Here is a 12,361-nt window from a genome sequence, read left to right as displayed (position 1 = left end):
GCCTCCGCGTTCGCCGCCTGACGTGGCCTCAGATGACCGCGGCCTCCAGCGCCTCCGGGGCGAACAGCTCCTCGGGGGCGAACCGCCGTGCCGACAGGCCCTGTTCGTGGTGGTAGCGCAGGAACGCCTCAAGGGCCGCGCGGTTGCCATCCACGCCGTAGGACCAGTAGTCGCTGCCCAACAGCGCGCGCGCCTCCTCCAGTTGGGGGGTGAGCCAGGGCAGCATGAAGCGCAGCGCGGAAGTGTCGTACAGGCTCGCGTACGCCTGGTCGCGGGCGGTGACCAGCGCCTTGTTCAGCGACTGGGCCACCCAGGGGTGCCGCTCGTAGACGTCGCGGCGGATGACGACCACGTGCATGATCGGGAAGATGCCGGTCGCCGCGTAGTACTCCTTCTCGGCGCCGACCACGTCGGGGAAGACCCGCCGCACCCGCGGGTCGCCGGCCGCGAACGGGCTCGGCACGCGCGGGGTGCACAGCGCGTCGATCTCACCCGTGGCGAGCATCTCCGCAAGGGTGGCGTCCTCGGGGATGCGCTCGATGCGCACCGAGTCGGGCAGGTGCAGGTCGGCCTTCTCGATCCGGCCCGCGGTCTCCTGACCACCCGTCACGTAGCGGACGGAGTCGAACGGCACGTCGTGCCGGTCGCCGAGGATGCCGCGCATCCACACGCAGGCGGTCAACTGGTACTCGGGCGTGCCCACCAGCTTGCCGCGCAGGTCCTCCGGCTTCTCGATGCCGGAGTCGGCGTGGCAGTAGAGGGAGCTGTGCCGGAACATCCGCGAGGTGTAGACCGGCAGTGCCACGAAGGGCGAGGGGTCCTCGCGCAGCGAGACCACGTAGGAGGACAGGGACATCTCGGCGACCTCGAACTCCCGGTGCCGCAGCATCCGGAAGAAGGTCTCCTCGACCGGCAGCCGCAGGTAGGTGAGGTCGATGCCGTCGGCCCTGACCGTGCCCTCGGCCAGGGCGCGGGTGCGGTCGTAGTCGCCGCAGGCGAACGTGAGGTGCAGGGGAGCCACCGCCGGTCACCTTCCTTCCGCGGTGAGCCGCGCGTCCAGGCGCGGGTAGACCCGTCGGGCGTTGCCCTCGAAGACCTTGGCGTACTCCTCGTCGGTGAGCTTCAGCCCGTCGACGTAAGCCTTGGTGTCGTCCCACTCGATGCCGGTCGCGGGGTCGGCGCCGCGCACCGCGCCGAGCATCTCGGAGGCGAAGAGCAGGTTGTCGGCGCCGATCACCCGGTGCAGCAGGTCGATGCCCGGCTGGTGGTAGACGCAGGTGTCGAAGAAGACGTTCTCGCGCAGGAGTTCGGCCGGGTCCGGGCGGCCCTCCCGCATCGCCAGGCCCCGGTAGCGGCCCCAGTGGTACGGGACCGCGCCGCCGCCGTGCGGGATGACGAACCGCAGTGCCGGGAACCGCGCGAACAGCTCGGCGCCGCCCATGAGTTGGGCGAAGACGGAGGTGTCGGCGTTGAGGTAGTGCGCGCCCAGGGTGTGGAAGGCGGGGTTGCACGAGGAGGAGACGTGCACCATCGCGGGCACCCCCAGCTCGCTCATCGCCTCGTAGAGCGGGAACCAGTACGGGTCGGTGAGCGGCGGCGAGGTCCAGTGGCCGCCCGAGGGGTCCGGGTTGAGGTTGCACCCCACGAAGCCCAGCTCCTCGACGCAGCGCCGCAGTTCGGCGACCGATCCGGCGAGGTCGCCGCCGGGGGTCTGGGGGAGCTGGCAGACCGCGGCGAAATGGGCGGGGAAGAGCGTGGCGACCCGGTGCACCAGGTCGTTGCCCGCCGTCGCCCAGGCGCGGGCCGTGGCCGGGTCGGTGACGTGGTGCTCCATGCCGGACGCCTTGGGGGAGAAGAGCATGAAGTCGCCGCCGCGCCGGCGCAGCACCTTCAGCTGGTGGTTCTCCACGCTGTCGCGGATCTCGTCGTCGCTGATGCGCTCCGGGCGCGGGACCGGCAGCGAGGGGTCGGCCAGGCGCGCCAACTGGGCGTCGCGGAAGGCCTGGTGCTGCGGCGGCGTGGTCGTGTAGTGGCCGTGGCAGTCGATGATCACGAGGCGGCCCCCGCCGTGCCGGATTCCCCGTCCGGCTCCTGCGCGCCCTCGGGGTGGTCCACCCAGGTCAGGCCCTTGGCGGCGAGACGGGTGCGCATCTGGTGGATGTCCAGGCCGAGTTCGCCCTTCGCGTACCGCTCCCGCAGCGCGGCCTCGCGCTCCTCGCGGGCCTTCGAGGCGGCCAGCACGGCGGCGGCCTCACGGCGCGGGACGCGCACCACGCCGTCGTCGTCGGCGACCACCACGTCGCCCGGCTCGATCAGCTGACCGCCGCACACCACGGGGATGTTGACGTCACCGAGCGTCTCCTTGACGGTGCCGAAGGCGGACACATGGCGCGCCCACACCGGGAAGCCCATCGCGCGCAGCTCGGCGACATCCCGGCAGCCGGCGTCGATCACCAGGGCGCGCACCCCGTGCGCGGCCACCGTGGTGGCGAGCAGGTCGCCGAAGTAGCCCGCCTCGGAGGGCGAGGTGGGCGCCACCACCAGCACGTCGCCCTCACGGCACTGCTCGACGGCCACATGGATCATCCAGTTGTCGGCCGGCGGCACGCTCACCGTCACCGCGGTGCCGGCCACCCGCGCGCCCTGCCACACCGGGCGCAGCCGCGGGTCCAGCAGCCCCGTGCGGCCCTGTGCCTCGTGCACGGTGGCCACCCCGTAGCCCGACAGCCCCTCGACGGCCGCCCGCTCCGCCCGCGGCGGGTTCCTCACCACGACGCTCATGCGGCCGACTCCCAGGGCAGCAGGGACACGTGCACCGCGTCGCCGCCGAACTCCCCGCCCACGGTGCGGATCGCCCGGTCGGCGTCGGCGAGCCCGAAGGTGTGGGTGCCCAGCTTCTCCAGCGGGAAGCGGCCCGACGCCAGCTGCTCCAGGGCCAGTTCGCAGCTGCGGTAGCTGTGGCCGCGGGCGCTCTTGACGCTGATCGACTTCTCGGTGATCTTCTTCAGCGGGAAGTCGGGGAAGGCGGCCAGCTCGCCCTGCACCACGATCACGCCCTCACGCCGCTTGAGGGCGTCCACGCCCAGCAGCAGCGGCGCGGTGCCGGCGCCCGCGGTGCAGTCCAGCACCACGTCCACGCCGCGGCCGCCGGTGATCTCCATGACCCGGGCCAGCGGGTCCTCGCGGGTGACGTCCACGACGTCGTCGGCGCCGAGTTCGAGGGCCAGCGCCAGGCGGGCCGCGTCGCGGGTGGTGCCGGTGACGATGATCCGCGAGGCACCGGCCTGCTTGCACGCCACGACCTGGGACAGGCCCTGCTGGCCCGGGCCCTGGATGAGCACGGTGGCCGCGTAGCCGACGCCCGCGGTCACCAGCGCCCACTCGATGCCGTTGGACAACGGGGTGACCAGGCCCGCCAGTTCGGGGGAGACCCCGTCGGGGACGCGGTGGGTGACGCTGTTCCAGGGCAGGTAGAGGTACTGCGAGAAGCCGCCCCACAGCCGGCCCGGGTTGTCGGAGGAGGTGTAGCCGTAGCGGCGGGCGTCGGGGTTGGTGCGCCAGTCGGTGGCCTCGCAGTGGCGGTACTCGCCGGCGTGGCACCACTCGCAGCGGTAGCAGCCCACGTAGTGCTCGACGAAGACCCGGTCGCCCTCGGCCAGGCCCTTGCGCTCGCGGAAGGTGCGGCCCGCCTTCGCGATCACCCCGACGTTCTCGTGGCCCATGATCACCGGGTCGGTGAACGGCGGCTTGGCGTACATCTTCACGTCGGTGCCGCAGATCCCGGCCACTTCGACCTTCAGCAGGGCGCCGTCGTCGGGCACGTCCGGCATCGGGAACTCGCGCAGCTCGGTGGTGCCCGGCGCGGTCCGCACCGCCGCCAGTACCTGTTCTGCCATGGGGTGCTTCTCCTCGTCCTGGTCCGGTGCTGGTCCTCGTCCTCACTCTATGGCCTTATGGACTGACCATGCTACCTTTCGGGTCATGGCCGCTCCGAAGCTCACCACAGTGACCCGCACCCAGGGCGCCAACGCGGCGCTGAAGAACGGAAGCGTGCAGCCGCACGGCTTCGACCTCGCCTTCCAGGAAGTGCCGGTGCTCGTGCACGCCTTCCGCCGGATGGTGCGGGGCCTGGAGTTCGACGTCTGCGAGATGGCGCTGACCACCTACCTGGTGGCCAAGGAACACGGCGCGCGCTTCACCGCCCTGCCCGCCTTCCTCGTCCGCGGCTTCCACCACGGCGCGATCCTCTACGACCCCGAGTCCGGCATCACCGGCCCGAAGGACCTGGAGGGCCGCAAGGTCGGGGTCAACCGCGGCTACACCGTGACCACCGGGGTGTGGGCGCGCTCGGTGCTCGCCCGCGAGCACGGTGTCGACCTCGACCGCGTCACCTGGGTGCTGTCCGGCGACGAGCACGTGGCGGACTACCGGCCGCCGGCGAACGTGGTGCCGATGCCGGAGGGCGACTCGCTGGAGGACATGGTCCTGCGCGGCGAACTCGCCGCCGTCGTGGGCCTGAACGCGCACTCCACCCGGCTGCGGCCGCTCATCGCCGACCCCGAGGCGGCCGCGATGGCCGCGCTCGCCGAGCGCGGCACCTACCCGATCAACCACCTGGTCGTCGTCCGCGACGACCTGCTGCGCGAACACCCCCGGCTCGCCCCCGAGGTCTTCGCCGCCTTCGCCCGCGCCAAGCAGGAGTACGTCCACCAGCTCGGCACCGGCGCCATCGACAAACCCACCCCCGCCGACCTGGCCAACCTCGCCGTCCTGGAGGCCACCGGCAAGGACCCGCTGCCCTACGGGCTGCCGCCCAACCGGGAGGTCCTCCAGGAGCTGATGGGTTACGCGGTCGAGCAGCACATCCTGCGCGAACCGATCCCGCTCGAGGAGCTGTTCGCGGAGGGCACCCGCACCCTGGAGGTGTGAGGGCAGGTCCGAGGCTCGCGGGAGGCCCGAAGCGGGACCGGGCACGGGCCGCGGGCCAGCCCCCGGGCCCGGAAGGCGAACAGCGCACGACGACGAGGCGGGCACCCCCGGCGGGTGCCCGCCTCGCGGGATGCCGGGCCCCGGGCAGCCGGGGCCGGTCACAGCACCGTGCCCCTGCCGGGCGCGCGCGGACCCGGCCCGCTCACACACGCGACCTCACCGGCGCCGTCACGCCGAGCCCAGGAACTCCAGGATCCGCCGCGGCGCCGTCTCCTCCGTCTGCTCGGCCACCGGCACGTCCCAGAACTCGTTGCGCGGCAGGCACTCCTGGAGGTAGCGCGCGGCCGAGGGCGCGTGGGAGTCGTCCTGACCGGGCACGATCAGCGCCGGCACGTCGAGCGCCAGCAGGTCCTCCGGCTCGGGCCCCGGCACCGTGTCGCGGTCGAAGAGCAGCCGCGCGGTCCCGGTGACCGCCGTCAGATAGCGCCCCAGGTCGCCGGCCGCGTACGCCTTGGCGAACTCCTCGTCCCGGCGCAGCACGCTCGCCCACGGGCCCACCCGCGGGTCCGCGGAGAACCCCGCGTCCGTCGTACGCGCCAACTCCGCGACCTGCGCGAGCCCGTGTTCGGCCGCGTAGGCCAGGTGTGCGGTGAAGCGGGTGTGCTGCTTCATGCGGTACTTGACCCCGCCGGCCGGCGAGTAGAGCACCATGCCCGCCACGCGCTCGGGGCGGGCGACGGCGGTCGCGGCCACGGTGGAGCAGCCGACGCAGCCGCCCATCAACCAGGCCCGCTCGATGCCGAGATGGTCCAGCAGGCCGAGGCCCTGGCGGACGTAGTCGGCCCAGCCGATCCGCTCGACGCGGCCGCCGGAGTGCCCGGACTCGCGCCGGTCGAAGGTGATGCACGTGTGCGAACGGGTCAGGTGCGCAAGGAGGTTGAGCCGCTTGTAGACGCCGACCGTGCGCCAGCTCTCCAGGGTGGAGTCGAAGCCGCCGGGGGAGAACATCAGCAGCGGCGGGCCCGAACCCGCCGTCTCGTAGCGGGTGGTGATCCCGTCGATCACTGCGGTGGGCATGGCGCTCCTCGGTACCGGGACGGTGGGCGGACCCTCGACAAAGGCGAAGCGGGGCTCACCCCGCGGGCGGCGGCACCGGGATGCCGCCGGCGATCTGGCGGGCCGAGCGGACATCCTCGGCGTAGGCGCTGATCGCCTCCAGGGTGGTGCGGGCGACGTTGGCGTAGGTCGCCGGCGGGTTGTCCAGCGCGTCGGCCGCGTAGCCGATGGCGGCGTGCGCCATCCGCATCCGGCCGTCGAGCCAGGGGCCGCCGCCGAAGCCGCCGACCACCGGCACCGAGACCGCGGCGGCGACCGCCGCGCCCACCACGGGGCCGGAGTTGGTGAAGTTCAGCAGCACCGCGCCGGCCTCCTCCAGCTGCTTGGCCTCCTCGACCATCGCGTCCTGCATCTCCACCGGCACCTGGTCGGCGCCGGAGGGGATCGCGCGGTACTCCACGCCGTAGCGCAGCGCGGTCTGCGGGGTGATGCCGAACTGCGCGAACACCGGGATGCCGGCGGCGCTGATCGCCTCCACCGCCGCCAAGTGGTCGGCGGCGGCGTCGAGTTTGACCATGTCCACCCCCGCCTCCTTGACGAACCGCACCGCCGCCGCCAGCGCGCTCGCGGTGCCCTCCTGGAGCGGCCCGAACGGGAAGTCCACGCTGACCAGGGCGCGTTCGACACCGCGCCGCACGGCCCTGGCCACCACGACCATCTCGTCCATGGTGATCTCGAAGGGGTTGGCGTGGCCCCACAGGTTCACCCCCACCGTGTCGCCGACCGAGACGACCTCGACGCCGGCCCGGTCCACGATGCGGGCGATCTGGTAGTCCCAGGCCACGACGCCGACGATCTTGCGGCCGTCGTCCTTCATGCGCTGCAGCGTCTGGGGGGTGATCCTGCCGGACATCTCGCCTTCGTTCTGCGCGCTGCCGGCGGGCGGCCGCGCGCGGCTCGGGGGAACCCAGTGCAACTCGGTGCAGCTCGGGTTACTCGGTGGGGGCGGGTGCGGGGGCCGAAGCCCCCTACACCCGAAGGGCGGTGAGGAGGTCGACCACGTCGCCCTCGTCCGCCGACAGCAGCAGCACCCGGGCGTAGGGGCGCAGCGCGGCCACGGCCTCGTCGGCCTCGAAGCCGTCGCCGAGGACGACGCCCGCGGTGGTGACCGCCCGCGCCCAGCAGGCGCCGCCGATGGCGGCGGCCTGCTCGCGCCCGGAGTCCTCGGTGGCCAGCACCATCACCACGTCGGTGCCCTCCAGCAGCTCCGGCAGCGGCACCGGGGCGCCGCTGCCCTGGAGTTCGGTCAGCGCCAGGCCCTCGGGCACACCGGGCGGCACCGGCCCGCAGGTGTAGAAGCGGGCGTGCGCCCAGGGCCGCCCGGCCACCGACCGGGCGACGGCGGCGGCCGCGGGGTCCAGCGCCACCACGCGGGCGTTGCGCGCGGGCGCGATGGGCACCGTGATCCGAAAGCGGGACTCGGCGGCCGAGGCCGCCCGGGCGGACTGGCTCGGGTAGCCCGGGGCGGCCGGCACGGCGGCGGTGGGCGTCACACGGGACGCGGCTGGCACCGCCATGTCACACCGACGACTGGGCGACGCCGGGGGTGGCGGTGACCGCGTCCCGGCAGGAGTCCAGGAAGGACTCCGCCTGCGGCAGCACCACCGCCGCCGAGCGCACCCGGTGGTGCGCCGGGTCCACCCCCGGCGGGCGCACGCCCTCGTCGCGCAGCGCGATCGCGGCCTTGCGCAGCTTCTGCCGGGCCTTGATGATCCCGCTGTCGGCCGGCACGAGGCGCTCCTTGGTGCGGTCCACGATCGGGCCCATGCTCTCCTGCAGCGAGGCGTCCTGCATGGCGATGCCGGCGACTCCCGAGTACGTGTCGCCGCGCTTTTGGGCCTCGCGGTCGATCAGGTAGTCGTTGTCCATGTTCGCCTCCGGCCGGTAGGTGCCGGGGATGTTCTTGCTGTGCACGCCGTGGCCGTCGATCATCGCCTGCCGCTCGGCGTCGGTCAGCGCCCGCACCGGGTGGTAGTCGAAGCTGTAGGTCCAGCAGTTCTCGTCGTCGATCGGCACCCAGAAGTGGCCGTGCACCGGGTGGTCGCCGCGCGGCGGCACCATCGTGAAGGACGGCATCACCCACGGGGTGATCCGCCAGTAGTACGTGCCGGGCTCGGCGTTGCGGCGGGCGCCGACGAACAGGCCGCCCTCGCTGTCGGCGACCTCGAAGAAGGGCTTGGTGTCCTTCATGTTGTACTCGTTGCCCTTGGCGCCCTTGAAGAGCGGGTCGGTCTTCAGGCCGCCGGAGTGCAGGAAGGTCACGTGGCTGGAGTCGATGCCGCCCTCGAACGCCTGCAGCCAGTTGCACTGCTGCCAGCGCTTGGAGGTGTAGGTCTGCTCGGCGGGCACGTGCACGAACTCGAACTCCGGCAGCGGCGGCTGGTGTGCCGCGTCGCCCATGTACGTCCACAGCACGTCGCCGATCTTCACCAGCGGGTAGGACGTCAGCTGGACGTTCTGGCAGAAGCTGCTGTTGTCGGCCTCGGAGGGCACCTCGATGCACTGGCCGGTGACGTCGTACTTCCAGCCGTGGTAGGGGCAGCGCAGCCCCGAGCCCTCGTTGCGGCCGAACCACAAGGACGCCCCGCGGTGCGCGCAGAACTCGTCGACCAGCCCGTAGCGGCCGTCGCTGTCGCGGAAGGCGAGCAGCCGCTCGGAGAGCAGCTTCACCCGCACCGGCGGCGCGTCGTTCTCCGGCAGCTCCTCGGCGAGCAGCGCCGGTATCCAGTACTGGCGGAAGAGTTCCCCCATCGGGGTCCCCGGGCCGGTCTGGGTGAGCAGCTCGTTGATGTCTCGTCTAAGCACGGCCGTTTCCCTTTCACATGAAGCCCGTCACCGTCCGCGTGCGATGCGCGGGGTCAGGGCTGCTCCGGCGGGATCTCGACGGTCAGGCCGTCCAGTTCCTCGGTGATGCGGATCTGGCACGCCAGCCGGCTGGTGGCGCGCCGCTCGGAGACGGCCATGTCGAGCAGGTCCTCTTCCATCTCCTGCACGGGGCCGGTCCGGTCGGCGAACTGCGGGTCCACCCACACGTGGCAGGTGGCGCACGAGCAGTTGCCGCCGCACTCCGCGACGATCCCCGGGACGCCGTTCCTGACCGCGGCCCCCATCACGGTGTCGCCGACCGCGGCCTCGACGGCGTACTCGTCGCCGGCGCTGCCGACATAGATCACTTTGGCCAAGGCCCCTCAGCCCTTTCGCGGTTGGTCGTCCCGGCGGCGGTGGACAGCACGTTCCGGGACCGACGTCCGTTGGTATGTCCATTAGACCAGAGCGCGCGGCGGCGGCACAAGCGCCCCGCACGTCCCTTCCGGCCGGCCGCCGCCCTCCGGCCCGGAGCCGGCCGGCGGGGGCGCGGCAGTGGCACGGCGGCGGCCGTTCGGATCGCCGCGCGGGCGCGACCGGGCCGTTGACAGGCCAAAATGTTTGGCCTTAGGGTCCTACCAATCATTGCCAGGCAGGAAGGGCTCCGCCATGTCCAGTGACGCGACCGTCAACGACTCCCTCGCGGCGAAGTTCGCCACCGAGAAGGACTCGCCCTACACCCGCTGGGTGGCCGCCGAGGGGCTGGACATCATCGCCGCCCACTACGTGCCCGACCTGCGCAAGGTGGACCTCAAGCCGTGGGAGCGGCGCGGCGGCCGCGGCGTGTTCATCAACCACGAGGCCACCCGCACCTCCAACGACTGCTACGTGTGCGAGATCCCGGCCGGCGGCGCCCTCGCCCCGCAGCGGCAGCTGTTCGAGGAGATGATCCTGGTCCTCGACGGCCACGGCTCGACCCGGGTGTGGAACGACGCCGGCGGCGAGGTCACCTTCGAGTGGGGCCCCGGCTCGCTCTTCGCGATCCCGCTCAACGCCCACCACCAGCACTTCAACGGCTCCGGCCAGAAGGCCGCCCGCTACGTCGCCTCCACCAACATGCCGCCGGTGATCAACCTGTACGACGACGTCGACTTCGTCTTCGGCACCGCGCGCGACTTCCCCGGCCGCTTCAACGGCGAGCCCGACTACTTCGCCGCGGGCGGCGAGCAGAAGGGCCTGCTGCTGGACACCAACTTCGTCGCCGACGCGGTCAACCTGCCGCTGATCGAGGCCAAGGAGCGCGGCGCGGGCGGCGGCCACATCCGGTTCGCCATGGCCAAGGGCTCGATGAACAGCCACATCTCGCAGTTCCCGACCCGCACCTACAAGAAGGGCCACCGGCACGGCCCCGGCGCCCACGTGATCATCCTCTCCGGCACCGGCTACAGCATGATGTGGCCCGACGGCGAGGAGCCCAAGCGCTACGACTGGGGCCCGGGCACCCTCATCGTCCCGCCCAACATGTGGTTCCACCAGCACTTCAACACCGGCACCGAGCCCGGCCGCTACCTCGCCTTCAAGCACGAGGCGGTCTCGCTGCGCAACAACCAGGGCGTGCCCAAGGCGTGGATCAGCCGGCGCATCGGCGGCGACCAGATCGACTACGCCGACGAGTCGCCGATCGTGCGCGAGACCTTCCGCAAGGCGCTCGCCGAGACCGGCCAGGAGCCCGAGATGGACGCGGCCTACGAGGCCGAGCTCGCGACGCTGCCGCCCAAGCAGTGACCGCCGCCGCACCGGGGGACGACGCATCAGGCGTCCCCCCGTCCGGCGCCGGCCGGGCGCACCCGCACGACCACTCCGCGCCGGAGGGGCACACGCACCACGGGCAGCAGAAGCACTCGCACACCGCCCGCACCGTCCACGCCGCCCACGTGCCCGACCACCACCACGACCACGACGACGCCCCGCTCGGGCCCATCGAGGACAACCCGATCTGGCAGCAGGACAACGTGCTGCTGCACAGCGTCGGCATGGACATCGGCTCCTCCGGCACCCAGGTGGTCTTCTCCCGGCTGCACCTGCGCCGCATCGGCGAGCAGCTGACCAGCCGCTACGTCGTGGTGCGCCGGGAGAACCTGTACCGCTCGCCGGTGGCGCTGACCCCCTACGCCGGCGCCGAGCGGATCGACGCCGAGGCGCTCGGCACGATCATCGACCGCGCCTACGGCACCGCCGGCCTCGCCCCGGAGGAGATCGACACCGGCGTGGTCATCCTCACCGGCGAGGCGCTGCGCCGCCGCAACTCCGAGGCCATCGCGAGCATCCTCGCCGAACGCGGCGGCCAGCTCGTCACGGCCACCGCCGGCCACCACATGGAGGCGATGCTCGCCGCCTACGGCTCCGGCGCCGCCCGCACCTCGCACGACGCCGGCAGCCGCGTGCTGACCATCGACATCGGCGGCGGCACCACCAAGCTCGCCCTGGTCGACCACGGCCGCATCGTGCGCACCGCCGCCCTCCACATCGGCGGCCGCCTGCTCGCCTACGACGAGCGGCGCCGCCTGGTCCGCCTGGAGCCGGCCGCCCGCACCCACGCGGCAGCGGCCGGCCTCGACCTGCGCCCGGGCGAGGTGCTCGCCCCGCACCAGGCCGACCGGCTGGCCTGCGCCATGGCCGACACGCTGCTCGCCGCCGTCACCGGGGCGCCGGGCGGCGCCGACCCGCTGTGGCTCACCGAGCCGCTGGGCGACCTCGGCGCGCTGGACGCGGTGGTGTTCTCCGGCGGCGTCGCCGAGTACGTCTACGACCGCGAGCCGCGCGACTTCGGCGACCTCGGCCGGCCGCTCGGCCGGGCGATCCGGCGCCGGGTGGACGCCGGCGCCCTGCCGGTGCCGCTGCTGCCGGCCGGCGAGTGCATCCGCGCCACCGCGCTGGGCGCCTCGGAGTACAGCGTGCAGCTCAGCGGCAACACCGGCTGCGTCACCGATCCGGACCGGCTGCTGCCCCGCCGCAACCTCCAGGTCGTCCGGCCCTCCCACACCGTCGGCGCCGCCGAGGAGCCGGTGGACGCCGGCGAACTGGCGGCCTCCGTGCGCCGCCACCTCGCCGCCCTCGACGCCGACCGCGGGGATGGCGACATCGTGCTGGCCCTCACCTGGCGCGGCCGCCCGCTCCACGGCCGGCTCATCGCCTTCGCCCGCGGCATCCGCGACGGCCTGGCCGCCCGCACCGCCCGCGGCCTGCCGGTCTACGTGGTCCTCGACGGCGATGTCGCCATGACGCTGGGCCGGCTGCTGCGCGAGGAACTCGGCGTCCCCGTGGACCTGCTGGTGCTGGACGGGGTGACCCTGCGCGACTTCGACTACGTCGACCTCGGCCGGATCCGGCACCCCTCGCGCACCGTCCCGGTGACCATCAAGTCCCTGGTGTTCGCCGACGAGCCCGAGCCGGTGCCGGCGACCTGACCCCGGCACCGGACAGCGCCCGCGCCCGCCGTGCAGACGGCGGG

The 12,361-nt window shown here is 73.0% G+C and carries 12 protein-coding genes; 3 read left to right on the top strand and 9 right to left on the bottom strand.

What is annotated here, in order from left to right:
* Window positions 1-28 precede the first annotated feature (28 nt).
* From BLR33_RS01370 to BLR33_RS01355, 4 genes are read right to left on the bottom strand one after another with little or no spacing between them, the layout of a single operon-like run.
* Entirely contained in the window at window positions 29-1,021 is a 993-nt protein-coding gene (locus tag BLR33_RS01370; protein WP_093782354.1) for a substrate-binding domain-containing protein, read from the bottom strand.
* A gap of 6 nt (window positions 1,022-1,027) precedes the next feature.
* On the bottom strand, window positions 1,028-2,053 hold the full coding sequence (locus BLR33_RS01365) for an amidohydrolase family protein (protein ID WP_093782353.1): 1,026 nt from the start codon (window positions 2,051-2,053) through the stop codon (window positions 1,028-1,030).
* On the bottom strand, window positions 2,050-2,781 hold the full coding sequence (locus tag BLR33_RS01360) for a 4-carboxy-4-hydroxy-2-oxoadipate aldolase/oxaloacetate decarboxylase (protein ID WP_093782352.1): 732 nt from the start codon (window positions 2,779-2,781) through the stop codon (window positions 2,050-2,052). The genes BLR33_RS01365 and BLR33_RS01360 overlap by 4 nt, the downstream gene beginning before the upstream one ends.
* A complete protein-coding gene (locus BLR33_RS01355; protein WP_093782351.1) occupies window positions 2,778-3,896 on the bottom strand; it encodes a zinc-dependent alcohol dehydrogenase in 1,119 nt (372 codons plus the stop codon). Before BLR33_RS01355 ends, BLR33_RS01360 begins: the two co-directional genes overlap by 4 nt.
* A gap of 85 nt (window positions 3,897-3,981) precedes the next feature.
* On the opposite strand from BLR33_RS01355, the gene BLR33_RS01350 reads away from it, so the two are divergent.
* A complete protein-coding gene (locus BLR33_RS01350) occupies window positions 3,982-4,929 on the top strand; it encodes an ABC transporter substrate-binding protein (protein ID WP_093782350.1) in 948 nt (315 codons plus the stop codon).
* 228 nt (window positions 4,930-5,157) lie between these two features.
* Here BLR33_RS01350 and BLR33_RS01345 read toward each other — a convergent pair whose 3' ends face one another.
* The 5 genes from BLR33_RS01345 to BLR33_RS01325 form a co-directional block, all read right to left on the bottom strand.
* Window positions 5,158-6,006, bottom strand: coding sequence for an alpha/beta fold hydrolase (locus BLR33_RS01345; protein ID WP_093782349.1), 849 nt, complete (start codon window positions 6,004-6,006; stop codon window positions 5,158-5,160).
* Window positions 6,007-6,061: 55 nt separating this feature from the next.
* Window positions 6,062-6,898 (bottom strand): 3-methyl-2-oxobutanoate hydroxymethyltransferase, encoded by an 837-nt coding sequence (locus BLR33_RS01340; protein WP_093782348.1) that lies wholly within the window; start codon window positions 6,896-6,898, stop codon window positions 6,062-6,064.
* A 115-nt stretch (window positions 6,899-7,013) separates the two neighbouring features.
* Window positions 7,014-7,562, bottom strand: coding sequence for a 3-methyl-2-oxobutanoate hydroxymethyltransferase (locus BLR33_RS01335; RefSeq protein WP_093782347.1), 549 nt, complete (start codon window positions 7,560-7,562; stop codon window positions 7,014-7,016).
* Between the two features lies 1 nt (window position 7,563).
* A complete protein-coding gene (locus BLR33_RS01330; RefSeq protein WP_093782346.1) occupies window positions 7,564-8,850 on the bottom strand; it encodes an aromatic ring-hydroxylating dioxygenase subunit alpha in 1,287 nt (428 codons plus the stop codon).
* Between the two features lie 53 nt (window positions 8,851-8,903).
* On the bottom strand, window positions 8,904-9,218 hold the full coding sequence (locus BLR33_RS01325) for a 2Fe-2S iron-sulfur cluster-binding protein (RefSeq protein WP_322987086.1): 315 nt from the start codon (window positions 9,216-9,218) through the stop codon (window positions 8,904-8,906).
* 301 nt (window positions 9,219-9,519) lie between these two features.
* Here BLR33_RS01325 and BLR33_RS01320 point away from each other — a divergent pair, with 301 nt between their 5' ends.
* Both BLR33_RS01320 and BLR33_RS01315 read left to right on the top strand, forming a co-directional pair.
* Window positions 9,520-10,635 (top strand): cupin domain-containing protein, encoded by a 1,116-nt coding sequence (locus BLR33_RS01320; protein ID WP_093782344.1) that lies wholly within the window; start codon window positions 9,520-9,522, stop codon window positions 10,633-10,635.
* Entirely contained in the window at window positions 10,632-12,317 is a 1,686-nt protein-coding gene (locus tag BLR33_RS01315; protein WP_093782343.1) for an ethanolamine ammonia-lyase reactivating factor EutA, read from the top strand. The genes BLR33_RS01320 and BLR33_RS01315 overlap by 4 nt, the downstream gene beginning before the upstream one ends.
* Window positions 12,318-12,361: the final 44 nt, after the last annotated feature.

This window comes from Actinacidiphila guanduensis (assembly GCF_900103985.1).
Taxonomy (GTDB): domain Bacteria; phylum Actinomycetota; class Actinomycetes; order Streptomycetales; family Streptomycetaceae; genus Actinacidiphila; species Actinacidiphila guanduensis.
This window is presented reverse-complemented; position numbering and strand designations above follow the sequence as displayed.